A 26,798-nucleotide genomic window follows, 5' to 3' on the forward strand; every position below is an offset into this window, starting at 1 on the left:
AATTAGTCCTGTGAGGCTAAGAAGGGGAGTAAACTACTTTAGTAAATAAACTTGTTGATTTTATAAATTATTTAAGTAGTCAATTACTACCTCCTTAGCCTAATTAGGCTAAGGAGGTTTTTTGTTTATAAACTAATTATTTAATAAATAATAAAGGAGAGATACCAATGATGAAATTAAAAACAAAAATAGAAGAAAGCCATCTACCATTTAATCGATTAATGATTTTAGCTATTCAACATTTATTTGCTATGTTTGGAGCTACTGTATTAGTTCCAAGTTTAACAGGATTAAATCCAGCAGTAGCTCTTTTTAGTTCGGGAGTAGGAACTCTAATTTTTCACTTTATTACTAAAGGACAAGTTCCGGCTTATTTAGGTTCTTCATTTGCTTTTATTGGGCCAATTATTGCTGCTAAAGAAAGTTATGGGCTACCAGCAGCGTTATTAGGATGTTTTGTGGCAGGTTTAATATATGTTAGTGCAGCTGTAGTAATTAAAAAGATAGGAACTGATTTTATAGATGATTATTTACCACCAGTAGTTGTTGGTCCAGTCATTGTGACGATTGGTTTGGGCTTGGCCCCTACTGCGAAAAGTATGGCTATGAAGCATTTACCTACTGCTATCTTTACTTTAATAGTAACTATTATGGTTAGTGTATTAGGACGAGGAATTGTAAAGGTAATTCCCATCTTAATAGGAATTATTAGTGGCTATCTATTTGCCTTAGTTAATGGTATCGTAGATACTTCAGCTCTTACTGAAGCAAGTTGGTTTGCAATTCCTGATTTTACGTCAATTTTTGCTTTAAGCTCTTTAGGAGATGGAATTTCAGCGATTACTCTAATTGCTCCAATAGCGATTGTAACTATGGTAGAGCATTTAGGGGATGTATTAGCTTTATCTAATACAGTAGATGAAGAGTTTATTGATGAACCTGGTTTGCATAGAACATTGCTGGGGGATGGAGTAGCAACTGCTTTTGCTTCTATGTTAGGAGGACCTCCGAATACAACTTATGGTGAAAATATAGGAGTTTTAGCTTTGACTGGAGTTCATAATCCTATAATTGTAGAATTAGCAGCACTAATTGTATTAGGAATTAGTTTTATTGAAAAGATAGGAGCATTAATTCAGACTATACCACAAGCAGTAATGGGTGGAATTGTTATTTTATTATTTGGAATGATCTCTTCAATTGGCTTGCGGACATTGATAGAAAATGATGTAGATTTAAGTGTAAATCGAAACTTAGTAATTGTATCTACCATTTTAGTAGTAGGGATTAGTGGTATCCCACTAACTATAGATTTTGTTCAAATAATTGATCTTTTACAATTAAATAAAATAGAAATAATTGGTAAAGCAGCTAAAGCTATTGATATCTTAAAGTTTAAAGGAATGGGCTTAGCTGCGATGGTAGGGATTGTCTTAAATATGTTGTTACCTAAGCAAAAATAATTTGTGGAGAAGTAAATAAAAGCTTCTTGTCAACTTTTATTGACAAGAAGCTTTATTTTTTTTGCAGGACTTTTTACAAGTTTATCTAAATATTAGTAATTAGATAAGTATTATTGGAGGTGAATTTATTGGGACTCAAAATAGTTTTTTTAGAGAGAAGTTAGTTTCAGTTTTAATTTTAGAATTATTGGTATGTATATTTTTAGGAAAATTAATTAGTTTTGGTGTAGAGCAAAACTTTTTTTCAAATGTGATTAACTTTTCACTGATTAATTTATCATCTGGGATCAATATGCCATACATTATAGAATTTATAATGGAAATGGGGATAGTTTTTATTTGTTTCAATGTATTTTTAGTTTTGTTTTACACTTATAGTGTTAATAATAACTTAAAAAATTTGTTTGTAGCAACCAATTTTTTATTTGCTGGTTTAGTAAATTTAGGCCATGCAATACTGGTGTTTAAAAGGTTTCATCTAGCATACTATTCTATTTCTCATTTGTTTGCTTTAAGTTCTCGTTTGTTAGTGATAGTTGCTATATTAATTAGTTGGTGGATTAGTGAAGATAGAAAGTCTAGGTACTCTTTTTATATTTTAATTTTAACAACTATTTTTTATTCTATAGGATCATTAATTTTAGTATTTAAATTATGGATTGAATTTGCAGGAATAATTATAGTTATAAGAGCAGTTTTATTAATAGGATTATTAGCAAATATTATTTATTATTTAGCTGACTATAAAAATAATAAGAAACATACAGATTTATTGTTAAAAGGATTTATCTTTACTTTATGTAATGAATTAATTTTATTATTTAAGGCAAATATTTTTGGTACTGGTTATTTTGTAGCTCATATCTTTAAGTTAGTTGCTTTTGTTTACTTTTTTCGACATATATTTGGTGAAGAAGTAACTAGTGGGATTTTAGCTCAAAAAGAAGTTAAGATTAAAAATGCTAAATTAAATTACCAACAACGGATGATTAAAGAGTTAAGATCTCAAAGGCATGACTTTAAGAATGAATTGCAGACAATTTATACTATGCTCCAGTTAAATAAGCTTAAGCAAGCTAGAGAATATATTAAAAATACACATTTAGATTTAAGTGAAACAGTAGGAACTAAAAGTTATGATAATAGATTAGCACCGGTTTTATTGTGCAAAGAAAAAATAGCAACGGAAAATGATATACAATTGGAGACTGAAATAAAATATCAAACAGACAAGATTGCTATTCCGTATAATAAATTTATTAAAATATTATTTAATTTAATAGATAATGCTTTTGATGCTGTTAGAGAACGAAAAGAGAATCGTAAAGTGCAGGTGGAATTATTTACTAAAAGAAATAATGTTATTTTAAAAGTCTTTAATAATGGGCCAATAATTCCTAATGAAATTAAAGAGGATATTTTCACCCCAGGTTATACAACTAAAGATAAAGGAAGTGGCTTTGGGTTACATATTATAAAAAGTACAATAGAGGATTATGGAGGGTCAATTAGTGTAAAAAGTAAAGAAGAATTTGGTACAGAATTTATTTGTTGGTTTCCTAAAAGTGAAAAAAATATTGACAGTAGTATTTCAGTATGATAATCTTAGTCTAAGCTAAGAAACTTCTTTTAAGATAACCCTGTGAGGTTAGAAAAGAAGTATTGTTTACTAAAAATAGAATCCTTTAAATTAGTCCAGAGAGGCTAACAAGGGTAGCGTAGTTTAATAATGAATATTTTTAGCTCTTAGTATATCTAGAGCTTACTATATAAATTATGACTTCCCTTGTCAGTCGTTGCTGGCAGGGGAAGTCTTATTTTTTTGTAGGATTAACTTGGAGGAGGAATTTTTAGATGGGGTTAGGTTTAAACTAATTGATGAAAGAATGAGGGGGGAATATAATGGGGCTAATAAAAAAAGATTTATTAGGATTGCAAGATCTAACTAAAGAAGAAATTGAGTTGATTTTAGAGACAGCCCAGTCAATGACAGAAGTATTAAATAGATCAATAAAAAAAGTACCAACATTAAGGGGTAAGCTAGTAGTTAATCTTTTTTATGAACCAAGTACTAGAACGAAATCATCTTTTGGATTAGCAGCTAAAAGATTAAGTGCAGATGGTATGAACTTATCTATCAAACAAAGTAGTGTAGTAAAAGGAGAGAGCTTAGTAGATACTGCTAAGACTTTAAGAGCTTTAGGAGCCGATGGAGTGGTGATTAGACATGGTGTACCTGGGGCTGCTAAATTACTGGCGGAGACAGTTGAAATCCCAGTCTTAAATGCTGGAGATGGGATGCATGAACATCCAACACAGGCTTTATTGGATTTATACACTATACAAAAGAAAAGAGAAGAAATAGCAGATAAAAAAGTAGCAATTATTGGTGATATTAAACATAGTCGGGTAGCTCGCTCAAACATTTGGGGCTTAAATAAGTTAGGGGCAGAGGTAAGGTTAGTAGGGCCAACTACTTTAATGCCGGCTAATATAGAACAAATGGGAGCTAAAGTTTATACTAGTTTAGAGGAAGGAATTAAGGATGTAGATGTGATTTATCTATTGAGAATTCAGCAGGAACGTCAAGATAAAGGCTTCTTTCCTACAATTAAAGAATATACTCGATTTTATGGTTTAAGAAAAGAAGCTTTGAAGTTAGCTACAAAAGATGCTTTGATTATGCATCCGGGGCCAATTAATAGGGGGATTGAGATTTCTAGAGAATTAGCTTACAGTAATCAATCAGTAATTGAAGATCAAGTATCTAATGGAGTAGCTATTCGAATGGCATTATTATACTTATTAATAGAAGGAGGGTTAGAAGATGAGTAAGTTACTATTAAAAAATGGGGTAGTGATTAATCCAGTGAAGCAGACCAAAAAGAAAGAAGATATTTTAATAGAAGATAATAAAATAGTAAAATTAGGTAGTAATTTAAAGTCTGAAACTGCTCAAGTAATTGATATAGCAGGAAAGATAATTACTCCTGGTTTAGTTGATATGCATGTACACTTAAGAGAACCTGGCTTTGAATATAAAGAGACAATTAAAACTGGAACTAAAGCAGCTGCTAAAGGTGGCTTTACTACTGTAGCAGCAATGCCTAATACTAATCCAGTAATTGATAAAGAATCATTGGTTAAGTCAGTTCTAGCGACAGCCAAGAAAGAAGGAGTAGTTAATGTTTGTCAACTAGGTGCAATTACTAAGGAGAGTAAAGGAACAGAGTTAGCTGAGATTGGTAGAATGAAGCAAGCAGGAGTCGTTGGAATTTCTGATGATGGAAATTCAATTATGAATGCTGAGGTAATGAGATTGGCCCTTAAGTATGCTAAAGATTTTAACTTACCAGTTATTTCTCACTGTGAAGATGATAATTTAGCTGGAGAGGGAGTGGTTCACGAAGGTTACTATTCTACAATTACAGGTTTAAATCCGATTCCTGCTTCTGCAGAAGATGTAATGGTAGCCCGAGATATATATTTAGCTAAAGAAACAAATAGTAAAGTACATATTGCTCATATTAGTACCAAAGGTTCTGTTAAGCTAGTTAGACAGGCTAAAGAGAGAGGAGTGAAAGTAACTTGTGAAGTGACACCCCATCACTTTACTTTGACTGATGCTGAGATTACTTCTTTTGCTACAGCCACTAAAGTAAATCCTCCGTTAAGAAGTCAAGAAGATGTAGAGGCAATCAAGGAGGGTTTACAAGATGGAACTATTGATGTAATAGCAACAGACCATGCTCCTCATGCTATAGAAGAGAAGGATGTAGAATATGACTATGCTCCTTTTGGGATTTCAGGGTTAGAGACAGCTTTAGGTTTAGTTTTAACTGAATTAGTTAAGCCAGGGGTCTTAAGTTTAGAAGAAGCTATAGCTAAGGTAACTATTCAACCTGCTCAAATTTTAGGTTTAAATAAAGGACGGCTAGAAGTTGGAGAAGTGGCAGACTTAACAGTAATTGATTTAGAAGACCAGTGGCAGGTAAACCCAACTAAATTTCTTTCTAAGGGCCAAAATACACCATTTGCGGGTTATAAATTACAGGGGAAGACAGTAATGACAATAGTGGATGGGGAAGTAGTTTATTCAATTAATTGATAGTGTACAATTTACAGTAATTAATTAAATGGGGTGAAAAAATGAATTTTACAGATAGATTAATAGCAAAGGTAAAAGAAAAAAAGAGCCATGTCTGTGTCGGATTAGACCCTAGACTTGATCGAATTCCAGATAAAATAAGAGAAGAAGCAATTAAAAAATATGGAGAGACTAAAGAAGCTGTAGTTGATGCTTTTTTAACCTTTAATCAAGGGATTATTGATGCTGTAAAAGATGATGTAGCAATTATTAAGCCTCAGATGGCTTTTTATGAAAAGTATGGCTACCAAGGAATTAAAGCTTTTGAAAAAACAGTAGCTTATGCTAAAAAACAGGGATTATTAGTAATTACTGATGCTAAGCGAAATGATATTGGTTCTACTGCAAAGGCTTATGCAGATAGCTATTTAGGAAGTTCAAGTAAGTCAGATTCTTTAACTGTTACTCCCTATCTTGGTTCAGATGGAATCAAGCCTTTTATAACACATTGTCAAGCTAATGATAAAGGGGTCTTTATTTTAGTTAAGACATCTAATCCTTCTGCTGGAGAGTTACAGGATCTAGAATTAAAAGATGGAGATAGAGTTTACGAGAAATTGGCCCGTCTAGTAGAAGATTGGGGAATGGATAGTATAGGCGATAAAGGATATAGTTCAGTAGGAGCAGTTATAGGGGCTACTTATCCACAAGAGGCTAGAAAATTAAGAAAAATAATGAAGCATAATTACTTCTTAGTACCAGGTTATGGTGCCCAAGGTGGAGGGGCCAAAGATGTAGTACCCTGTTTTAATCAGGATGGTCTAGGAGCAGTAGTCAATTCATCACGAGGGATTATTTTTGCTTATCAACAGGAAGACTGTAGTAATGATTATCAACAAGCAGCTAAAAAAGCAGTTTTAGATATGAAAGAAGATATAAATACTGCTTTACAAGAAGTTAATAAATTAACATGGGAGTAAACTATAAACTAAAAAATTGGGAGGGAAAAAAATGCAACAAGCAAAATTAGTCTTAGAAGATGGAACAATCTTTACAGGACAGAGCTTTGGCGCAGCAAGAGAGACTAGTGGTGAAATTGTTTTTAATACTTCAATGACTGGCTATCAGGAAATTTTAACTGATGCTTCTTATAAAGGTGAAATAGTGACTATGACCTATCCTTTAATTGGAAACTACGGAACTAATGAAGAGGATATTGAATCTTATACTTCACATGTGAATGGATTTATTGTAAAAGAGTTTTGTCAGGAACCTAGTAACTGGCGTTATCAAGAAAAATTAGCTAATTATTTGAAAGAGCATGGTATTGTAGCTATTTCGGGGGTAGATACTAGAGCTTTAACAAAAAAATTAAGAACAGAAGGAACAATGAAAGGAATTATTACAGTTACAGATAAGGCTGAGAATAAGTTAGTTACAGCAGCTAAAGAGGCACCTGGATTATCTGGTAGAGATTTAGTAGGTGAAGTAACAACTGATGAAATTTATAATCAGGGAGAAGAAAATAAGGAGTATCAAGTTGTTTTAGTAGATTGTGGCGCTAAAAAGAATATAGTTCGTTCTTTAGTAGGTCGAGGTTGTGAAGTAATAGTAGTACCAGCTACTACTTCAGCTGAAAAGATTTTATCTTATAATCCAGATGGAGTTATGATCTCTAATGGGCCTGGAGATCCACAAGATGTCTTTTATGTAGTAGAAACAGTTAAAGAATTATTAGGAGAAGTCCCTATCTTTGGAATCTGTCTAGGTCATCAGATTATTGGTTTAGCTTGTGGAGCAGAGACTTATAAATTGAAATTTGGACATCGCGGGGCCAACCACCCAGTTAAAGATTTAGCTACAAAGAGAGTCTATATTACGTCTCAAAATCATGGGTTTGCTATTAAGGCAGATTCAGTAGCAGATTTAGATTTAGAAGTAACCCATATAAATATTAATGATAATACTGTAGAAGGAATTAAACACAAAGAATATCCAGTTTTTTCTGTTCAGTATCACCCAGAAGCATCACCAGGGCCAGAAGATTCACATTATCTATTCGATGAATTTATAGAACTGATGTAGTAAATCAATTCTAAATTGTAAATTATAAATAAATTGGGAGGTTAAAATATGACACAAAGAAAAGATCTAGATAAAGTAATGGTTATTGGATCAGGGCCAATTATTATTGGACAAGCAGCGGAGTTTGATTATTCAGGAAGCCAAGCTTGTCGAGCTCTAAGAGATGAAGGGTTAGAAGTTGTCTTAGTCAATAGCAATCCAGCTACAATTATGACTGATAAAAATATGGCTGATAGAGTTTATATTGAACCTTTAACAGTTGAGTCGGTATCACAGATTTTAGAACAAGAAAAACCAGATGGTTTATTACCAACACTAGGTGGTCAGACGGGACTTAACTTAGCGACAGACTTAGCTGAGGCAGGAATTTTAGATGAATTAGGAATTGAATTACTAGGAACACCAATTGCTACTATTCAGCAAGCAGAAGATAGAAATTCCTTTAAAGCTTTGATGGATGAAATTGATGAACCAGTTTTATCAAGTCGGATTACAGAGAATATAGTTGAAGCTAAGCATATTGCTAATGATATCGGTTATCCGGTTATTGTTCGTCCGGCTTATACAATGGGAGGAGCTGGTGGAGGTGTAGCTAATAATCCAGATGAGCTAGAAGAAATAGCTAATAGAGGGTTTAAGCATAGTCTAATTGGTCAAGTCTTAATTGAAAAGAGTATTAAAGGTTGGAAAGAAATTGAGTATGAAGTAATGCGTGATAGTAATGATAACTGTATTACTGTCTGTAATATGGAAAACTTTGATCCAGTAGGAGTCCATACGGGAGATAGTATTGTCTTTGCTCCTAGTCAGACATTAGCTGATAAAGAGTATCAGATGCTACGTTCTTCAGCCCTGAAAATAATTAGAGCTTTAGGGATTGAAGGAGGTTGTAATGTTCAGTATGCTCTAGATCCAGATACCTTCCAGTATCATGTGATTGAGGTTAACCCTCGAGTTAGTAGATCTAGTGCCCTAGCTTCTAAAGCAACAGGATATCCAATTGCTAAGGTATCAGCTAAGATTGCGCTAGGTTATACTTTAGATGAGATTGAGAATGCTATTACCCAACGGACTAAGGCCTGCTTTGAGCCTGCCCTAGATTATGTAGTGACTAAGATTCCACGTTGGCCCTTTGATAAGTTCCATTATGCAGATAGAGAATTAGGAACTCAAATGAAAGCAACTGGAGAAGTAATGTCTATAGATAGAACAATAGAAACTTCCCTGCTAAAAGCAGTTCGTTCTTTAGAGATTGGTGCTTATGGATTTAAGCATCAAGATATAGAAGAGCTCTCCAATGAGGAGATTGAAAAACAATTAAAAGATGCTACTGATCAGCGCTTATTTGTAATAGCCGAAGCAATGAGGCGCGGATATACAGTAGAGGATATTTATCAAATCACAGAGATTACTACTTTCTTCTTATATAAGATCAAGAATATTATTGATTGTGAACAAAGATTAGCAGAAGAAATAACTACTGAATTATTAACAGAAGCTAAGGAATTAGGTTTTTCTGATCATGAGATTGCTCAATTAACTAGTAAGTCAGAAGAAGAGATTAAAGAGTTACGAAGAGAAGAAGAAATTAAGCCAGTTTATAAGATGGTAGATACCTGTGCTGCTGAATTTGAAGCAGAGACCCCTTATTATTATTCCTCCTATGAACAGATTAATGAGTCTAAGACTACTGACCAGGATAAAGTAATGGTTTTAGGTTCCGGGCCAATTAGAATCGGCCAGGGCATTGAGTTTGATTACTGTAGTGTCCACTCAGTCTGGGCCTTAGATGAATTAGGTTATGAATCAGTAATTGTTAATAACAATCCTGAAACCGTAAGTACAGATTTTGATACATCAGATAGACTATACTTTGAACCACTAACTAAAGAAGATGTAATGCATATTGTAGAACATGAAGAGCCAGAAGGAGTTGTTCTCCAATTTGGAGGTCAAACATCAATCAATCTAGCTAAACCACTAGCTGAGGCAGGAGTCAATATCTTAGGAACTAGTGTAGAAGCAATTGATTTAGCAGAAGATAGGGATAAATTTATTAATCTACTACAGGATCTAGAGATTGCCACTCCTATTGGAGATGTAGCAGCATCAATGGATGAAGCTAAGAAAATAGCCCAAGATATAGGATATCCAGTCTTAGTAAGACCATCTTATGTACTAGGTGGTAGAGCAATGGAAGTTGTTTATAATCAAGATGAGCTGTTAAATTATATGGAGACGGCAGTTAAAGTTTCTCCAGAACATCCAATTTTAATTGATAAGTATATGATTGGAAAAGAAATTGAAGTTGATGCTATATCTGATGGAGAAGATGTAATTATTCCAGGTATTATGGAGCATGTAGAAAGAGCTGGGGTTCACTCAGGAGATAGTATAGCAGTCTATCCAGCCCAAACACTAACAGAAGAATTAGAAAATAAGATAGAAGAATATACTACTAAATTAGTAAGAGCAATGAATGTTAAAGGGTTGGTTAATATTCAGTGTGTTATCTTTGAAGATGAGGTTTATGTAATCGAAGTTAACCCTAGATCAAGTAGAACGATTCCTTATTTAAGTAAGGTAACAGGAATTCCAATGGTTAAGTTAGCTACGAAAGCAATGCTAGGAGAGAAGTTAGCAAAGATGGATTATCCAACTGGATTAGTCCCCAAACAAGACCATGTAGCAGTTAAAGTACCAGTCTTCTCTTTTTCTAAATTGACGAAAGTAGATACCAATTTAGGACCGGAAATGAAATCAACTGGTGAAGTATTAGGATTAGATGAAGACTATGAAAAGGCACTTTATAAAGGATTTATAGGAGCTGGAATTGATATTCCAGAGGAGGGGACTATATTAGCTACAGTCGCAGATAAAGATAAGCAAGAAGCCATTCCTTATATTAAGGAATTTGCTAAATTAGGATTTAAGATTATAGCTACAAAAGGTACTGCTCAAGCTCTAAGAGAGTCAGGGGTAGAAGTAAAAGAGGTTAATAAGTTATCTGAAGAGGGCTCCCCTAATGTAATTGAGCTAATTAAACAAGATCAAATTGACTTAGTAGTTAATACCTTGACTAAAGGTAAAGTACCAGCTAGAGATGGTTTCCAGATTCGTAGAAATGCTGTAGAGATGGGAGTTCCATGTTTAACTTCTCTTGACACAACAGAAGCTATCTTACATGTCTTACAAGAGATTAAATCAGGAGTTAAAATTACAGCTAAAGCTCTACAGGACTACGTTTAAAAAAGTAATTGACAATTATCAACTCTAAATTAATAGAAAGAGGTGTTAAGATGGCACAGCAAGTAATCAAAGAGATAGTTACCCAAAAGGAGATCTCTCCTAATCACTTTAAGATGGTGATTAGGGCTCCTAAGATTGCTAAAGAAGCTCAACCGGGCCAATTTCTACACTTAAAATGGGTTAATGATTTAACAGGACAGGATCCACTACTTAGACGTCCGATTAGTCTTAATAGTATCGATCAAGCTAAAGGAACGATTACAATCATCTATCGTGTAATTGGACGTGGTACTAAGCTGTTATCTAGTCTTCAAGCAGGAGATGAAATAGATTTAATGGGGCCGTTAGGAGAAAGTTTTTCTGTATCTGATTCTGCTAGTAAAATTGCTATAGTGGGGGGCGGAATGGGAATTGCTCCCTTGTTACCTTTAGTAAATCAATTATTAGACTTAGATAAGCAAGTGACTCTTTTATTAGGGGCCAATACTAAGGAACAATTAATAAATTTAGCTGAGTACCAAAAGTTAGATGTTAATTTAAAAATTGCTACTAGAGATGGAAGTTGTGGGCAACAAGGTTTTATAACTGATTTATTAACAGAATTATCAAAGATAGATTATGTTTATACTTGTGGTCCAGAGATAATGATGGAGAAGGTACAAGACTGGGCCAAGCAAGAAAAGATTGTAGGTGAAGCTTCTTTAGAAGAAAGAATGGGTTGTGGGACAGGAGCTTGCTTATCGTGTGTCTGTAAAATTAAGGTAGGAAGTAAAGATGATTGGCAGTATCAAAAGACCTGTACACAAGGGCCAATTTTTCCATTAGGTGAGGTGATTTTTGGTGAGTAAGGTTAATCTAGCAGTTGATTTAAATGGACTTAAGTTACAAAACCCAGTTACTACTGCTTCAGGAACCTTTGGTTTTGGAGAAGAATATCAAGATTATCTAGATTTAGATAGCTTAGGTGGAGTAATGGTAAAAGGTACTACCTTACATCCTAAACAAGGTAATCCTACACCCCGGATTGCTGAAACAAAGGCTGGGATGTTAAATGCCATTGGATTACAAAATCCAGGTGTTGATTACTTGATAAAAGAAATTTTACCTACTATTAAGGATTATGATTTTAAGACTATTGTTAATATCTCAGGTAATACAGTTAAGGACTATGCTAAGTTAGCTAGTAAGCTAAATCAAGCCGGTGTAGCTGCTTTAGAGGTCAATATATCCTGTCCAAATGTTAAACAAGGGGGATTAGCCTTTGGAACTCAACCAGAAATGGCTGCTGGAGTAGTAGAAGCTGTAAGAGCAGAAACGGATTTACCATTAATTACAAAGCTATCACCTAATGTAGCTGATATTACTGAGATTGCTAGAGCAGTAGAAGAAGCAGGAACAGATGTTATTTCTTTAATCAATACTTTATTAGGGATGAAGATAGATATTGATAGTCAAAAGCCTATTTTAGCTAATCAGATGGGAGGTTTATCAGGGCCAGCAATTAAGCCAGTAGCAGTTAGAATGGTCTATCAAGTAGCTCAAGCAGTAGATGTACCTTTAATTGGCATGGGAGGAATTAGTAACGCTCAAGATGCTATTGAGTTCTTATTAGCAGGGGCAGATGCTATCTCTATTGGGACGGCCAATTTTGTTAATCCACAAGTATCAATGGAAGTTTTAGAGGGGCTTGAAGATTATTTAGTAGAGAATGATTATGATAATGTGAGTGAGATAGTAGGTAATGCAATTAACAATTCTAAATTATAAACTAAAATTTGGGGGGGATAAAGATGAACAAAGAAAGAGTAATTGAAATTTTTAAGCAGACAGGAGTATTACAGGAAGGACACTTTAAATTAAGTTCAGGCTTACATAGTAATCAGTATTTACAGTGTGCCCAAGTACTACAGTACCCTGTATATGCACAAGAGTTAGCTAAGGGATTGGCTAAGAAATTTTCTGAGGTAGATATTGATGTAGTAGTTGGCCCGGCTATGGGGGGAGTAACTTTATCTTATGCGGTAGGACTTGCTTTAGAGAAAAAGACTATCTTTACTGAACGTGAAGCAGGCAAGATGGTTTTAAGAAGGGGTTTTAGATTAAATCCAGGTGATAAAGTATTAGTTATTGATGATGTATTAACTACAGGAAAATCTGTTAATGAAGTTATTGAGGTACTAGATAGAACCGAAGCTAATTTAGCAGGAGTTGGTGTCTTAGTTGATCGTAGTGCAGGGCAAGTTGATTTTAAAGCACCAATTGAATCAATGTTACAAATCGATGTCAAAGCTTATCAACCACAAGAGTGTCCAATGTGTAAAGAAGAGATTGAGTTTAATCAACCAGGTAGTCGACATTTAAATAAATAACTTTTAAAGCCAACCTGACTGGTTGGCTTTTTTATTTTGCGGAAAAACTCTTTAAAAAGGTTGTTTTCTTGGTTATAATTATTATAGTTTGTAATATATTTTTAAATAGATTATTAAATTTTAGTAGCTGATCACATTGTGTAAAGAAAATAGAGGAGGAAACAGATGGAGCTTAAATTAGAAGTATCTTTGTTTGATATGGTCGTTTCTTTATCTGATGCTTTAGATTTAATTAGTTCAACAGTAACTGGTCATCACAAAAGAGTAGCGTATATTGCTACTAGTATAGCTGATAAGTTAGATCTATCCCAGCAAGAAAAAGAAGAGCTTTTGATTGCAGGAGCTTTACATGATGTGGGAGCATTAGCATTAAATAAAAAGCTTAGTAGTTTGATGTTTGATTTTAATGCTTCCACTGACGTAGGAAATCATGCTGAGTTGGGTTATCAAACGTTGCATAAGTTTTCTCCTTTTAAACGAGTTGCTAAAATAATACGATATCATCATACTAGTTGGAAAGAGAGAAAGAAAAATAGTAATGTAGTTTTAGCCGCCAATATTCTCTATTTAGCTGATCGAATAGATGTCTTAATTGATTTTGAAACGGAGATTTTAAGCCAAACTGATAGAATAAAAGATCAAATTAAAGAATACCAAACTGACATATTCTTTTCTAAAGTAGTTGAAGCTTTTTTAGATGTAGCTACCAAGGATGCATTCTGGTTTAATATTGTTTCTTCTTGGGTGGATCAATTTTTAGTTAATAGTACAGTTAAAAATTGTGTAAAATTAGATTTTGAACTTTTGTTAAGATTGGCCCAGATATTTGGAAGAATTATAGACTTTAGGAGTTCTTTTACTGCAACCCACTCTAGTGGAGTAGCTGCTAGTGCACAAAGACTGGCTAGATTATCTGGTTTTTCTAGAGCAAAGTTTAGTATGATGAGAATTGCTGGTTACTTACATGATTTAGGGAAGTTAGCTATTCCTGTAGAAATTCTTAATAAAACGGGTAAATTAACAGCTACAGAGTTTAATATCATTAAGAAACATACTTTTTATACATATCAGATTTTAGATGGGATACCAGAGTTAGCTGAGATTAAAAACTGGGCAGCTTTTCATCATGAGCGCCTTGATGGAGCTGGATATCCATTTGGTTTAGATAAAGATAAATTATCTAGAGGAGCTAGAATTATGGGTGTAGCTGATGTATTTACGGCGATTACAGAAGACCGTCCTTATAGGGCAGGAATGGAAAAGGAACAAGCAACCAAAATATTGACTGATATGGTACAAGATGGAGCGGTTGATGGTAGTGTTGTTCAAGTTTTAGTTGATAATTATGAAGGAATAAACCATATTCGTAAATCAGCCCAAGCAATTGAAAGTGAAGAGTATAAAAAGTTTCGTCAAAGAAGTATTTAATAAGGCTTGGCAATGTATATTTTAGCAGAAATGATTTATACTAATTATAATCATAGGATAATTATGGGAAAAAGAAGGAAAAAAGAAATTTATCAAGAAGTACTAACTAATTGAAGGCTTATATGTTCAGTTAAGTTATTTTTAAAAGAGGTGATGTTATGCAGCAGTTTGTCTATACAAATGAGGGTAAAGTCTTATTACGAGAAGCTAAAGAGAGTGATATTCCTAAAGTATATGAAATGTATCAGGATTATTATCCGAAATCTTGGTGGAAGAGTAAAGAATTAAATCAATTAAGATATGAGATAATTAAAGAAGCCAATGGGAGAGTTTTTGTAGCTGTGTTAAATGATAAAGTAATTGGGCATGCTGAAATAGTTCTGCCTCATTCTAAGGAACGGCCAGTATATTTAGTTAGATTAGATATCCATGATGATTATAGGCGGAGAAAATTTGGCATAGAATTGGTTCGTTATTCGGCGATTATTATGAAAAATTTAGGTTGTAAAGGTTATGTAACATGGCCAGATGTAGATAAGTCTAAGGGACTATTTAAGAAAGTAGGGTTAAAAGAATTATCAAGAGATCCCCAGTTGAAAATAACAATTATTAATAAGCGAGAGACTAGTGTAAAAAAGATTGGAGAGTTATCATTTTCTGAACGGCCAAAAGATTTAGAAGTAGTTGTTGGTTGTCCATGGGGGAGAAATTATAATTGGATAAAGTCTTTTAGGGCTTGTCAAGAGGATGTATTAAATTATCAGGGTCCATTTGTTCATCAAGTTGAGGTTGATGGAATAAAAGGAGTAGTTTTGCTAGATGGAGTTGGCTTACAAATTTATCTACCCCAAGATAAAACTGAAGAAAATGATGTTATTGAAAAGTTAATAGTATATGGTTCTAATTTGGCTTTAGAAAAAGGAATTAAGAGTTTACATATTAATTTAAGGACACAATTATGGTCTCAGTTTGATATGTCAGATATTTGGCAGGTAGAAGGAGAAGATGAAAGATTAGAAATGAAGATGGATTTTTAAGTTTTAAGGTAGGGAGAAACCTCCCTGCCTTTTTATTAATTATCTTTTTTTAGCTGTTCTACCAAATTTTTGTCTGGTGTAACATATAAGGTGTTTTGATTTTCATAATAAACCATACCTGGTTTAGCTCCTTTAGCTTTTTTAACATATTTAACTTTCGTATAATCAACAGGAACATTACTTGATTTTCGTCCTTTACTATAAAAGGCTGCAATTTGTGCTGCTTCCAAGAGAGTTTCTTCTGGTATTTTCTTTCCTGTATGATTTCTAATAATTGTATGAGAACCAGGTAAGTCTTTAACGTGAACCCATGTGTCTTGATTATTAGCAATTTTTTTGGTTAGTCCATCATTTTGTCTATTATTACGTCCTACTAAGATATCATAACCAGCTGTAGATGCAAACTTTAATGGTGGTAGTTTATCGTTTTGTTTATTATTATTTTGTTTTTGTTCTTTAATATAACCTTCTTGTACTAATTCTTTTTCGATTTCTTGTAGTTCGGCTAATGTTTCAGATTGGTTGATATTAACTTCTACTTGCTGGAGATATTCAAACTCAGCTTTAGCTTTTTTGGCTTCTCTTCTTAAATATTTAACACTTTTTTTGGCTTTTTCGTACTTCTCAAAATATCGTTGAGCATTTTCTGCTGGAGTTAATTCTGGGTCTAACTCAATAGTAACTTCTTGATTATTATTATAGTAGTTTTGTAATGTTACCTTGTTTTGTCCTTTTTCTAATTGATAGATGTTAGCAGTAATTAACTCGCCTTTTAGTTGATGTTTATCAGCGTTTTTGGCCCCTTTTAATTGGCCTCTAACTTTACTGTATTTTTTCTTAATATTCTCTATATTATCTCTAATAATATTATTCATTTTATTGGTCAGTCTATTAACTTTTTTCTGGATAATTCGATTAGTAAAGTAATAGTCTAGTAATTGATTGACAGAAGTGAAACTTTCTTGAGGCAAATCAAATTGTTTTAGCTTAAAAGCTTCATATTCTTTTAAATTATTTTCTTTATCTAAAACTAGAGTAGGATTAAATTTTTCATTTTTAATTTTATTGAATATATCATTAAAAGCAGACCATAAATTATCTATTTCTTTAGGTTTGATTAATTCTTGTTGAGGATTAAAACCAGCTCGATGAACTATTTCTTGACCAATTAAAGGGCCAATGCCCCGATAATTATTCATAATTATGCGATACATCTTATCCTTATTTAAATTATCTGATAATACTTCTTTAAACTGGTTAAAGTCAGCAGTTAAAGGATTTTTCTTTCCCTGCTGTGGTGGTGGATTATAATCCTTTCCTGGCAGTAATTCACGATAACGGCTAATTTTTTTAGTAACTCTTTTGATACAATCTAGAATTTGTTCATCTGGTTTGGTTAAAATAATATTACTGTGTCTGCCCATCAATTCAATTACTAACTTTTTATCTACCAGTTCACCTTGATTGTTTTTATATTGAATAATAATTTCTAAAATTCGCTCAAAATTTGGCTGATTAATTTCTTTAATTCTTCCACTTTGTAAATGCTTTCTTAATAGCATACAGAAAGTAGGAGGTTGATAGGGATTATCAAAGTCTTGTTCAGTAATATGAATTCTTGGATTTTGTGGATTAGCTGAGATCAATAATTTTATATTTTCACCGGGTTGTCTGATTCTAATAGTTAATAAGTTTTCTTTAGGTTGATAAATCTTATCAACTCGTCCTCCAATTAATTTATTTTGCAGCTCTGTTTTAATTGCAGCTAAGGTAACACCGTCTAAAGCCATAGTAACAACTCCTTATTTGGTATTCATAATTTACCTATATATATTAATGTAACATTTTAAAGTCTTGATTTCAATAACTAATACCGATAAAATAGTATTATATCATTCTAAAAATAGGTGATAAAGATGAAACAACAATTTAAAAAAATCAAGAAAATTTTTGGTAGTCTTAAATTGGCTGGAGAATATCTAATGGATTCTGAGGCATCTTTAGCAAAAAAAATATTACTAGTTACTCCTTTATTTTATATCATTGCTCCATTTGACTTGGTGAGTGATATAATTCCAATTTTAGGTTGGTTAGATGATACGGTAATTGGTTTGGTTCTTTGGAATTATATGTATGGTATTTTAAGTGATTATAATTCTAAAGATGATAAGGCTGATTATACTTTAGATGACGATGAATATGACATTGAATAATAAGTTTAGAATATAACTTTACAAATAAACCCACATGGGATATAATGGAAAAAAACACAATAGATTATAATAAATTATATTTTAGGTATCAATAGGAGGGTGTGATGGATAATAAATGGTCAAAAATTAAAGAGAAGATGATATATCAACGGGATTTTGTTAAGCTTAAAGAAGAGCTGTGTTATCATCAAGAAAAAGAAATTAATTATTCCTTTTTTAGAATGGAGTTTTTAGATTGGGTAAATATAGTTCCAGTTACTTCTCAACATGAGATAGTATTGGTTAAACAGTATCGTTTTGGAACAGAAAAGGTTACTTTAGAAGTACCTGGTGGTACTTTAGATCCTGGAGAGAAAAAGCCTAAATTAGCTGCTCAAAGAGAATTAAGAGAAGAAACTGGTTATCAAGCAGAAACGATAGTTAATTTAGGTAAAGTGGCTGCTAATCCTGCGATTCAAAATAACTATTGTCACTTTTATTTAGCTGAAGAGGCTAAAAAGCTTCAGGAACAGGACTTAGATTTGACTGAAGATATAGAACTTATGTTAGTGCCTATAACAGAGATAGATACATTAATTGATAGTGGGAAGATAAATCATTCTTTAGCGGTATTAGCTTTATTATATACGCAGAGGTATTATTTAGATTAATAGAGATTATTGAATTTATTATTTAGTTCTATAGTTAAGTGAGAAAGGAGGGAAGGAATGTCTCTGCCAAGGTTAATTTTACAAATATCACCTCTTATAGTAATTACTTATTTGATAATAAGGATAGATCTTTTTAGTCAAGTATTAGTAAATGATTATAGTAAGGAGAGGAAAGGTTATTTAAGTATAGGGTTAATTTTAATGTCTTCAGCCTTACTTTATTTTTTTAATGATTATCAGATAGCAATTTATACTATTGGAATTATTCTCTGTGGTAGATTATTTGGTTTTCCTTATGGTAGTTTTTCTGGAATTATATTTTTTATATTAGGTAGTCAAATAACTAATTTAGAAGAAGTAGTTATTCTATTAGGTCTTATTAGTGATTTATATCAGTTATCTGTATTGGATAAGCTAAATATTAGGTTAAAAGATGGTATAGTTGCTTTTTTATTAGGGATTAGTTTTATAATAACCATGCAAAGTCAAAATATTGTATTACATATGATAGCTTTTTATGGTTCGTTGACAGTTATTACAAACTACAGATTACGCCTAAAGTCATTTCAAGAGCAAAAGTTAGAAATAAAAAGTGCTTGTCAAGCACGAGATAGTTTAGAAGAGTTACATTCAATTAATGAAAAATTGATATCTAATTTTAATCTATCAGAAACTTGTGATGAATTATTACGGATTAGTTGTCAGCAATTAGATATTAAACATGGTGGCTTATTACTGTATGATGAAGAAAAGGATCATTTAGAATTAAAGGCAGAGTATAATTTGGGCCAAGAAGATATTGATAAATTCAAACTCCCCCAACCTGATTGTTTGGTTGATGCTTTAAAAAAAGAGGAAACTATTATAATTGATGATCCAGAAGTAATTTATTTTGGTAATGAGATCTTTTTCAAAAAAGAGATCAAGTCTGTGCTAATTGCCCCAATTTTTAGTAAAGAGCAATTAAAGGGGCTATTTATTTTTATGGCTACAAAGAATAATTTCTTTTCTAATAAGGACTTGATGCCATTACAAACAATTATTGATCAAGCTCCATTAGTAATTAGGAAGGCCGAAATTTTTGAAAAACTAGAACGAAATGTAGCAGGTCTGTCCATGTTACAAAGAACTAGTCACATAATTACTTCTACTTTAGATGCGGATCAAGTATTTGAACATACAGTTGATATGGTAATGGGTACTATGGGAGTATCTATGGCTGGCCTTTTTTTATTTGATGATGATCAAGCTTTACAATTGGTATCTGCTAAAGGGGTGCCTAAGCAAGAGCAAGAATCAATAGTTGCTGAGGCTAAAGAAGTTGTTAGTAGAGTAATTGAAGAGGAAAAGGTTTTAATTAATGATAAAATTAATGAAATTGATGAAAAGTATAGTTTTAATACAATTGATATTAAATCTGTTATATTTGTTCCTCTTAAGATTAGAGGAAGGGTAATTGGGGCTATTGGGGCAGCTCAAGCTGGTTTTGAAAGAGAGTTTACAAGTGCTGATAAAAGATTTATTACTATTTTGGCCAATCAAGCTGCTATTGCAATTGAGAATTCTAGAATGTATAATAGAATGGAAAAACTAGCTACTAAAGATAGTTTAACAAAGTTATATAATCATAGTGCCTTTTATGAACACTTAAGAGAATTACTAAAAAATACTAAAGAGAATAAGAATGATTTATCATTATTGATGTTAGATATTGATGATTTTAAGAGGTTTAATGATACTTATGGTCATCAAGCAGGAGATAAAGTACTGGAGAAAATGGGGGAGTTATTAAAGCAGAATGTAAGGGATTCTGATATAGTAGCTAGGTATGGTGGAGAGGAATTTTCTATTGCACTCCCCAATATAGATAAGACTAAAGTTTTAAAGATAAGTAATCGGATTAATAAAGCGGTAAGGAAAGAAAAAGTTAAGTATAATGATTTAGAGTTAAATGTTACTGTTAGTATTGGGGTAGCTATTTATCAAGAGGGCCAATCTGCAGAAAAGCTAATTAATATAGCTGATAAGGCTTTATATAAAGCTAAGAATGAAGGTAAAGATCAGACTTATATTGCTTAAAAGTTATAGACAAAAGGAGTGGTAATTATGAAGTTAGGTGTAGTTAGTGATATTCACGGAAGTTTAACTGCTTTTAAAGAGGCTAAAGATTATCTAAAGGATAGTGATTTACTTTTAATAGCAGGGGATATTTTATATCATGGTGCTCGTAACCCACTACCAGCTGGCTATGATACAGAAGGTGTTCTAGAGGAACTTAAAGAGATGGAAGAAGATTTTTTAGCTGTAAAAGGTAATGTAGATGCTTTAGTGGATGATTGGGTGCTACCTTATCCTTTATCTGAGTATACAGTAGTTGAAGATAATGGCCGAAGGATCGCTATTTATCATGGTTATCAAGATGAAACTGCAGAAGAACGGGCCAACTTTGCTCATCAGTTAGGAGCAGATATTTTAGTTTTTGGTCATACGCATTTACCACTAATAGAGGAAGTAAATGGAGTTATTTTACTTAATCCTGGTAGTATTGCATTGCCTAAACAAAAGCCAGCTGTGTCTACAATAGCCCAAATAGATGAAAAGCAGATTAAATTGATTGCTTTAGAGAGTAAAGAGGTACTAAAAGAATATAAATTGGATTAATAGTAAAGGGCTAACAGTGATGTTGGCCCTTTTTGATATAAAGTGTCATCATACCAAGGAGGCGAAAGATGAATTTACAAGAAAAAAGAGAGCAATTAATTGCTGAAGGATTATGTAACCATTGTCTTGGTAGACAATTTGCTAGATTAGGGACAGGATTAGAGAATTATGAGCGTGGGGCTATTTTAAGAGAAAAAGATAAACTAACCAAAGAGGATTTTATACGATTTAATATTCCCCAATCAGTTTCACTAGGAGGAGATTGTTTTTTGTGTAAGGGAGTATTCAATAATTTGGATAACTACATAAACTTAGTAATAACTACTTTAAATGATTACCAATTCAATACAATGTTAATTGGAACGCGCCCTACTCAAGAAATGAAAAAGCTAGAAAGAAGTATTTGGGATAAGTATGGAGATGATTATGCTGAACCACTTAAATCAGAATTAAATCGTTTAGTGGGAAAAGAGGTTGAAGAAAGATTAGAAGTAGGGGTAGATTATAAAAATCCAGAGATTACAGCAGTAATTGATATAGCTCAAGAAGATGTAAAGCTACAAATTAAGTCATTATTGATTTATGGGAAGTATAATAAATACTCTCGAGAGTTATTTCAAACGGAATGGAGTTATTTAAAAGATTCTATCCAAGAAATAACTGAAGTGCCTTTCATACAGTATACTGAGGCTGAGGCTAGTAAATTTCATGGAGCCGGAAGAGAGGATGCAGATGTAAGATGTTTTGGTAAACGGGAGTTTGTTTTAGAATTGGTTAATCCTAAAAAAAGGAAGGTTAATTTAACCCAACTACAAAAACAATTGAATCAATCTCAAGCTAAAGTAGAAGTCTTTAATTTAAAAATTACTGATAGAGAAAAGATTAAAGAGTTGAAAGAAAAGAGAGTAGATAAGACTTATCGTGCTTTAGTCACTCTAGACCAGAAAACAACCCAAGAAGAATTAGTTACACTAGAGCAAATAATTGGAACTATAGAACAAAAAACACCACAAAGGGTTAAAAAAAGTAGAGGAAATTTAGTTAGAAAACGAGAAATTTATAAAATAGAACCGGAACTAATTACTAAAAGAAAGTTTGAATTAATAATTAAAGCTGAAGCAGGGGCTTATATTAAAGAACTAATATCTAGTGATGAAGGAAGAACTACTCCTAGTGTAGCTGAAATACTAGGTTGTCAAGCTAAATGTACTAAATTAGATGTGATAGATATAGATAATTAAAAGGAGGGGATATGGTGAAAAGGTTTGAACAGGTGTGTGAAGCAATTATAGATAATATAGAACAAGTAATAGTAGGAAAAAGAAATAAGATTGAAGAAGCATTAATTTGTTTTTTAGCTGGAGGACATTTATTATTAGAAGATGTTCCTGGGGTAGGTAAAACTATTTTAGCTCGGGCTTTAGCAATTAGTAGTGGAGCAGATTTTCAAAGGATTCAGTGTACTCCTGATTTGTTACCAAAAGATGTAACGGGAGTTACTGTTTATCATCAACAAAGTGAGACTTTTGATTTTTCTCCAGGGCCAATCTTTTCTCAAGTCTTATTAGTAGATGAGATTAATCGAACAACGCCTAAGACTCAATCGGGATTATTAGAAAGTATGGCAGAAGGTCAGGTTACTATTAGTGGTGAAACTAAGAAATTACCAACACCATTTTTTGTAATTGCTACACAAAATCCAGTTGATTTCGATGGTACTTTTCCTCTTCCTAAGGCCCAATTAGACCGTTTTATGATGCAGACTAGTATTGGATACCCTGACCAAAATGATGAGGTGCAAATTTTAAAGCAAGTTAAACAAGAACATCCAATTGATAAAATAGAGTCTATAGTAACCCCCCAACAAATTGAAGAATTAAAGTCACAAGTCCGGGAGGTTCATTTAGATGATGAAGTTTATCAATATCTAGTAGAGGTTGTTACTAAAACGCGTAATCATCCAGATATACTCTTAGGGGTTAGTCCTAGAGGTAGTATTGATTTAGCTCATACTGCTCAAGCTAGGGCGCTATTAAAGGGCAGAGACTTTGTTATCCCTGAAGATATTAAAAAGTTAGCTCCACTTGTACTACAACATCGGATTAGTATTCGTTCCGAAAGTCAATTGCGCGGTCAAGAAGCGGATGACTTAATTAAAGGGATCTTAAATAAAGTTTCTGTTCCTGTAGGGGCTAAATAAAATGAAGTACTTTCTTATCTTTGCTATAATAGTAATCTTATTAGCCCCTGTATCAGGTGTCTATGAATTATACTATTTAGCCTATATTAGTCTAGCCTTACCTTTAGTGCTGGTCTTTTTAATCAAACAAGGTGTTAAGAACCTTAAAGTAGAAAGAGTAGTTAATAAAGATCGTATTTTTGCAACAGAAAGTTCAAAGGTTAAATTAAATTTAATTAACCAAGGGATTTGGCCTATTTTTTGGCTTAGCTATAAGGAAAGAGTTCCTATTCAACTCCATCCACCTTTAAAGGGAGAAGTTATTTCTTTAGGATCTTTTGCAGAGTATGGGCTAGAGTATACTTTACAGGGGAGACAGCGAGGGATGTATGATCTAGGGCCTGTGAGGGTTAAATTAGGTGATGGATTAGGATTTATAGAGACTGAGCTTAAGTTTGATGCTAAAGAAAAATTGATTGTCTATCCTAATATTTTGCCTCTAGATGATTTAGGGTTACCCTCTCGAATTGCTTTTGGTGATTTAATTTGGCCCCAGCGGATTTATCGTGATCCTACTAGTTTTAGAGGACTTAGAGAGTATCAATTGGGAGATCAGCTTAAAGATGTCTATTGGACTGCTAGTGCTAGTACAGGAGAGTTAATGGTTAAAGAATATGAATCTACAGTTACTCTTAAGAATCTAATCTTGCTTAATTTAAATCAGGATGATTATGGAGTTAAAAGATTAAAGTTACAAGTAGAATCGGCTATTGAAGTAGCTGCTTCTTTGGCTAAATATTTAATTGAGGTTAATCAAACAGTAGGTTTAGCTACAAATGGTTGTGATCCATTAGCAAAGCGAGAGTTTATTAAGCCTGGTCAAGGATCAGGTCACTTAATGGAGATTATGGAGTTGTTGGCCCGGGTAGAACCAACAGAAGATAAATCTTTCTTACCTTTTATTAGTCAGTATAGTCATCAAGTTTCTCCAGGATCTACTCTATTGATTATTACCAAGGTAGATTCAGAAGAATTAATCAAGACAGCACTCCAATTATGTAAGCAAGGATTAAATATAGTCTTAATTGTATTGGGGAGAGAAGTTTTTCATCCTCAATATTTAAATAAGTCATATACGGAGAGTTTAGTAATCTATCAGTTAAACAGAAAGGAAGATATCTATGCCTGGGGAAGATAGATTAGTTAATAATATTAATTTAATTTTAAAAGGGCTTAGTAGTTTGATCTTAGTTTTATTGGCTAATCAGTCATTTTTGATAATGCAGAGTTATTTTTTACAACTTCAATGGAAGTGGTTAACTTTAATTTCCCTGCTAGGGATTATAATTGGGGTTATAGAAGCTAGAGTTTTAGTAGGTTTAAAGAAGTGGCCAAAGTCTTTAAAAGTTATAGTTATTAGTGGTTTGTTATTGCTAGTTTATGGGGTTGATTCCGATTATACTTCTTCCTCTTTTAAGATTTCTTCTTTTATTATAATCTTGATTTATTATTTGGCTTATAGATTAGCCTATTGGAGTCAAAAATTAGATTTTGATTTTGAAAGTTTAAAAGTGAATAATCATCAGCAAGAACAAATTTATAAGCGCCAAGGGCCAATTTTTAAACGATATGCTAATAGTTTTAAGCAATTAGAGCAGTTAGTTATAATAATTGATGGATTATTGGTTATAAGTTGGCTTTTTAAACAGCAAATTAATTATAATTTGATTCTTAGCGGAGCTTTTATATTAGTACTGCAATTTTTATTATTAGGATTTGCTTTCTACCAAAAGAAAAGGATTTTATGGAGACTAAATAATTATAGAACTCAACCTCAACTATTTAATAAAATGATTGGTTGGCTGTTAATTCTGATTATTTCTATTTCTGCAATAATAGTTATTTTACCTAGTCATAATAATTTTATTCCTTGGCAGTGGCTAAAAGATAAGTTATTAACAATTGATAGTAAGATTAAAACTCCGACACCTCCTTTAACTAAAAAGAAAGAAACTAGCGATGCAGGTAGCTTAAAAAAAGGCATAGAGCAGGCATTGCAACAGCAGGACAGTTTTTCGTGGCATCTAGTTTTATATCTAATGATGTACATCATATTTTTAATGATTCTAGTAAGTATAATTATTGGTTTTATTTTAACTTTACTTAAAGAAGAATACAAAAATTTAAAAGGGCTGCCAGGTTTATTGGTTAAACTTTATCTTACCTTTATTAATCTAGTTAAAGGATGGGGTAGATTGCTTAAAAGTGGTGTAAAAAAGCTTCAAATGACTGTACAGACTAGCAGGAAGCATTATAAGCAAGAGGAATTAGAAGAGATACTACACAATGAGGAGTTTAAGAGAGACTGGTCACCTGATACACCAAGAGAAGAGATAATAGCTTATTATATTCAGGCTGAGAATATTTTTAAAGAAAAAGGTTGTAGGAGAAGAAAAAATCAAACTATAAGTCAGTTTTTGCAATTTGTAAAAGAAGATATCTCAATTAGAGGTCAGAAAATTGTAGCAATAAATGATCTTATAGAACAGGCTCTTTATAGTAATCATGCTATAACTAAACCCCAGGCTAATAAAATGAAGGAATTAATTGATAATTTAGCTAATAATTAAAATAGAGGTTTTTTAATCGAATATGACTGAATAGTCAGTGAAGGAGGAGAAAGGATGACTTTATTAAAGTTAGAAGGTATCAAGAAGATTTATCAACAAGGAGAGGTTGAAGTTCCAGCTTTGCGTGGAATAGACTTAACAGTAGAAGTAGGTGAGTTTACATCAATTGCTGGTCCTTCTGGATCAGGAAAATCAACTTTGCTTAATATAGTAGGATGTCTTGATCAACCAAGTACGGGCCAAGTTTATTTAGAGGATACAGAGATAGATCAATTATCTGAAGATGAATTAGCTATGGTGAGAAGACATAATTTAGGGTTTATTTTTCAAGCTTTTAACTTGATTCCTGTATTAACAGTTTATGAAAATGTTGAATTTGCTCTTAATCTTGTTGGCCAGATGAAAAAATCAGAGATGAAAGAGCGAGTAATGGATATTTTAGATGCTGTAGGGTTAAAAGATTTAGCAGATCGCAAGCCTAATGAATTATCAGGTGGTCAAAAACAGCGAGTCTCTATTGCTAGAGCTTTGGTTAAACATCCTAAATTGGTATTAGCTGATGAGCCTACAGCAAATCTTGATTCCAAAACAAGTAAAGAAGTTTTAGAAGTAATGCTAGAAATGAATAAAAAATTAGAAACTACATTTATCTTTTCTACTCATGATCCGTTGATTATGGATTATGCCCAAAGATTAATTAAACTTAGAGATGGGCAAATCGTAGCAGATAAAAAGACAGTTTAATAT

The 26,798-nt window shown here is 32.7% G+C and carries 22 protein-coding genes; 21 read left to right on the forward strand and 1 reads right to left on the reverse strand.

Translation table 11 applies throughout. From position 1 onward, the window contains the following. Window positions 1-167: 167 nt before the first annotated feature. The 12 genes from HALHA_RS04480 (at window position 168) to HALHA_RS04535 (ending at window position 15,718) form a co-directional block, all read left to right on the forward strand. Window positions 168-1,463 carry a uracil-xanthine permease family protein gene (locus HALHA_RS04480; RefSeq protein ID WP_015326597.1) on the forward strand — a complete coding sequence of 432 codons (1,296 nt, stop codon included), beginning with the start codon at window positions 168-170 and terminating at the stop codon, window positions 1,461-1,463. A 316-nt stretch (window positions 1,464-1,779) separates the two neighbouring features. Continuing rightward, entirely contained in the window at window positions 1,780-3,063 is a 1,284-nt protein-coding gene (locus tag HALHA_RS04485) for a sensor histidine kinase (RefSeq protein WP_041607660.1), read from the forward strand. A 302-nt stretch (window positions 3,064-3,365) separates the two neighbouring features. After that, complete coding sequence (locus tag HALHA_RS04490) at window positions 3,366-4,298, forward strand: aspartate carbamoyltransferase catalytic subunit (protein WP_015326599.1); 933 nt, start codon at window positions 3,366-3,368, stop codon at window positions 4,296-4,298. Further along, window positions 4,291-5,571, forward strand: coding sequence for a dihydroorotase (locus HALHA_RS04495; protein WP_015326600.1), 1,281 nt, complete (start codon window positions 4,291-4,293; stop codon window positions 5,569-5,571). The genes HALHA_RS04490 and HALHA_RS04495 overlap by 8 nt, the downstream gene beginning before the upstream one ends. A 41-nt stretch (window positions 5,572-5,612) precedes the next feature. Further along, complete coding sequence (pyrF, locus tag HALHA_RS04500) at window positions 5,613-6,530, forward strand: orotidine-5'-phosphate decarboxylase (protein ID WP_015326601.1); 918 nt, start codon at window positions 5,613-5,615, stop codon at window positions 6,528-6,530. Window positions 6,531-6,561: 31 nt separating this feature from the next. Continuing rightward, window positions 6,562-7,635, forward strand: a complete 1,074-nt coding sequence (gene carA / locus HALHA_RS04505) for a glutamine-hydrolyzing carbamoyl-phosphate synthase small subunit (protein WP_015326602.1) — start codon at window positions 6,562-6,564, stop codon at window positions 7,633-7,635. A gap of 48 nt (window positions 7,636-7,683) precedes the next feature. Beyond that, window positions 7,684-10,884, forward strand: a complete 3,201-nt coding sequence (gene carB, locus HALHA_RS04510; protein WP_015326603.1) for a carbamoyl-phosphate synthase large subunit — start codon at window positions 7,684-7,686, stop codon at window positions 10,882-10,884. 50 nt (window positions 10,885-10,934) lie between these two features. Further along, window positions 10,935-11,732 carry a dihydroorotate dehydrogenase electron transfer subunit gene (locus tag HALHA_RS04515; RefSeq protein WP_015326604.1) on the forward strand — a complete coding sequence of 266 codons (798 nt, stop codon included), beginning with the start codon at window positions 10,935-10,937 and terminating at the stop codon, window positions 11,730-11,732. After that, on the forward strand, window positions 11,725-12,651 hold the full coding sequence (locus HALHA_RS04520; RefSeq protein WP_015326605.1) for a dihydroorotate dehydrogenase: 927 nt from the start codon (window positions 11,725-11,727) through the stop codon (window positions 12,649-12,651). The genes HALHA_RS04515 and HALHA_RS04520 overlap by 8 nt, the downstream gene beginning before the upstream one ends. Window positions 12,652-12,674: 23 nt before the next feature. Further along, entirely contained in the window at window positions 12,675-13,253 is a 579-nt protein-coding gene (gene pyrE, locus HALHA_RS04525; RefSeq protein ID WP_015326606.1) for an orotate phosphoribosyltransferase, read from the forward strand. Between the two features lie 165 nt (window positions 13,254-13,418). Next, window positions 13,419-14,681 carry an HD-GYP domain-containing protein gene (locus HALHA_RS04530; RefSeq protein WP_015326607.1) on the forward strand — a complete coding sequence of 421 codons (1,263 nt, stop codon included), beginning with the start codon at window positions 13,419-13,421 and terminating at the stop codon, window positions 14,679-14,681. A gap of 158 nt (window positions 14,682-14,839) precedes the next feature. Then, window positions 14,840-15,718, forward strand: a complete 879-nt coding sequence (locus HALHA_RS04535; protein ID WP_015326608.1) for a GNAT family N-acetyltransferase — start codon at window positions 14,840-14,842, stop codon at window positions 15,716-15,718. A 35-nt stretch (window positions 15,719-15,753) separates the two neighbouring features. Here HALHA_RS04535 and HALHA_RS04540 read toward each other — a convergent pair whose 3' ends face one another. Continuing rightward, on the reverse strand, window positions 15,754-17,508 hold the full coding sequence (locus HALHA_RS04540; RefSeq protein WP_015326609.1) for an Rqc2 family fibronectin-binding protein: 1,755 nt from the start codon (window positions 17,506-17,508) through the stop codon (window positions 15,754-15,756). 126 nt (window positions 17,509-17,634) lie between these two features. Between HALHA_RS04540 and HALHA_RS04545 the strand changes: the two genes are divergently transcribed. From HALHA_RS04545 to HALHA_RS04585, 9 genes are all read left to right on the forward strand, one after another. After that, on the forward strand, window positions 17,635-17,931 hold the full coding sequence (locus tag HALHA_RS04545; RefSeq protein WP_015326610.1) for a YkvA family protein: 297 nt from the start codon (window positions 17,635-17,637) through the stop codon (window positions 17,929-17,931). Window positions 17,932-18,035: 104 nt separating this feature from the next. Beyond that, window positions 18,036-18,581, forward strand: coding sequence for an NUDIX hydrolase (locus tag HALHA_RS04550; protein ID WP_015326611.1), 546 nt, complete (start codon window positions 18,036-18,038; stop codon window positions 18,579-18,581). Between the two features lie 57 nt (window positions 18,582-18,638). Continuing rightward, window positions 18,639-20,660 carry a sensor domain-containing diguanylate cyclase gene (locus HALHA_RS04555; RefSeq protein ID WP_015326612.1) on the forward strand — a complete coding sequence of 674 codons (2,022 nt, stop codon included), beginning with the start codon at window positions 18,639-18,641 and terminating at the stop codon, window positions 20,658-20,660. Between the two features lie 27 nt (window positions 20,661-20,687). Next, a complete protein-coding gene (gene yfcE / locus HALHA_RS04560) occupies window positions 20,688-21,242 on the forward strand; it encodes a phosphodiesterase (RefSeq protein WP_015326613.1) in 555 nt (184 codons plus the stop codon). Window positions 21,243-21,310: 68 nt separating this feature from the next. Beyond that, a complete protein-coding gene (locus HALHA_RS04565) occupies window positions 21,311-22,483 on the forward strand; it encodes a tRNA pseudouridine(54/55) synthase Pus10 (protein ID WP_015326614.1) in 1,173 nt (390 codons plus the stop codon). Window positions 22,484-22,494: 11 nt separating this feature from the next. Then, entirely contained in the window at window positions 22,495-23,442 is a 948-nt protein-coding gene (locus HALHA_RS04570) for an AAA family ATPase (RefSeq protein ID WP_015326615.1), read from the forward strand. A 1-nt stretch (window position 23,443) separates the two neighbouring features. Continuing rightward, window positions 23,444-24,619: a DUF58 domain-containing protein gene (locus tag HALHA_RS04575; protein ID WP_015326616.1), complete on the forward strand. Its 1,176-nt coding sequence runs from the start codon at window positions 23,444-23,446 to the stop codon at window positions 24,617-24,619. After that, window positions 24,603-26,051, forward strand: a complete 1,449-nt coding sequence (locus tag HALHA_RS04580; RefSeq protein WP_015326617.1) for a hypothetical protein — start codon at window positions 24,603-24,605, stop codon at window positions 26,049-26,051. The genes HALHA_RS04575 and HALHA_RS04580 overlap by 17 nt, the downstream gene beginning before the upstream one ends. A gap of 54 nt (window positions 26,052-26,105) precedes the next feature. Further along, on the forward strand, window positions 26,106-26,795 hold the full coding sequence (locus tag HALHA_RS04585) for an ABC transporter ATP-binding protein (RefSeq protein ID WP_015326618.1): 690 nt from the start codon (window positions 26,106-26,108) through the stop codon (window positions 26,793-26,795). The last annotated feature ends 3 nt before the right edge of the window (window positions 26,796-26,798 follow it).

The sequence above is a fragment of the Halobacteroides halobius DSM 5150 genome (assembly GCF_000328625.1).
GTDB classification, from domain to species: domain Bacteria; phylum Bacillota; class Halanaerobiia; order Halobacteroidales; family Halobacteroidaceae; genus Halobacteroides; species Halobacteroides halobius.

Coding starts and splice junctions, on each gene's coding strand:
- HALHA_RS04480 (WP_015326597.1), top strand. CDS start 168: ATGATGAAATTAAAAACAAAAATAGAAGAAAGCCATCTACCATTTAAT.
- HALHA_RS04485 (WP_041607660.1), top strand. CDS start 1,780: ATGGAAATGGGGATAGTTTTTATTTGTTTCAATGTATTTTTAGTTTTG.
- HALHA_RS04490 (WP_015326599.1), top strand. CDS start 3,366: ATGGGGCTAATAAAAAAAGATTTATTAGGATTGCAAGATCTAACTAAA.
- HALHA_RS04495 (WP_015326600.1), top strand. CDS start 4,291: ATGAGTAAGTTACTATTAAAAAATGGGGTAGTGATTAATCCAGTGAAG.
- pyrF (WP_015326601.1), top strand. CDS start 5,613: ATGAATTTTACAGATAGATTAATAGCAAAGGTAAAAGAAAAAAAGAGC.
- carA (WP_015326602.1), top strand. CDS start 6,562: ATGCAACAAGCAAAATTAGTCTTAGAAGATGGAACAATCTTTACAGGA.
- carB (WP_015326603.1), top strand. CDS start 7,684: ATGACACAAAGAAAAGATCTAGATAAAGTAATGGTTATTGGATCAGGG.
- HALHA_RS04515 (WP_015326604.1), top strand. CDS start 10,935: ATGGCACAGCAAGTAATCAAAGAGATAGTTACCCAAAAGGAGATCTCT.
- pyrE (WP_015326606.1), top strand. CDS start 12,675: ATGAACAAAGAAAGAGTAATTGAAATTTTTAAGCAGACAGGAGTATTA.
- HALHA_RS04530 (WP_015326607.1), top strand. CDS start 13,419: ATGGAGCTTAAATTAGAAGTATCTTTGTTTGATATGGTCGTTTCTTTA.
- HALHA_RS04535 (WP_015326608.1), top strand. CDS start 14,840: ATGCAGCAGTTTGTCTATACAAATGAGGGTAAAGTCTTATTACGAGAA.
- HALHA_RS04540 (WP_015326609.1), bottom strand. CDS start 17,508: ATGGCTTTAGACGGTGTTACCTTAGCTGCAATTAAAACAGAGCTGCAA.
- HALHA_RS04545 (WP_015326610.1), top strand. CDS start 17,635: ATGAAACAACAATTTAAAAAAATCAAGAAAATTTTTGGTAGTCTTAAA.
- HALHA_RS04550 (WP_015326611.1), top strand. CDS start 18,036: ATGGATAATAAATGGTCAAAAATTAAAGAGAAGATGATATATCAACGG.
- HALHA_RS04555 (WP_015326612.1), top strand. CDS start 18,639: ATGTCTCTGCCAAGGTTAATTTTACAAATATCACCTCTTATAGTAATT.
- yfcE (WP_015326613.1), top strand. CDS start 20,688: ATGAAGTTAGGTGTAGTTAGTGATATTCACGGAAGTTTAACTGCTTTT.
- HALHA_RS04565 (WP_015326614.1), top strand. CDS start 21,311: ATGAATTTACAAGAAAAAAGAGAGCAATTAATTGCTGAAGGATTATGT.
- HALHA_RS04570 (WP_015326615.1), top strand. CDS start 22,495: ATGGTGAAAAGGTTTGAACAGGTGTGTGAAGCAATTATAGATAATATA.
- HALHA_RS04575 (WP_015326616.1), top strand. CDS start 23,444: ATGAAGTACTTTCTTATCTTTGCTATAATAGTAATCTTATTAGCCCCT.
- HALHA_RS04580 (WP_015326617.1), top strand. CDS start 24,603: ATGCCTGGGGAAGATAGATTAGTTAATAATATTAATTTAATTTTAAAA.
- HALHA_RS04585 (WP_015326618.1), top strand. CDS start 26,106: ATGACTTTATTAAAGTTAGAAGGTATCAAGAAGATTTATCAACAAGGA.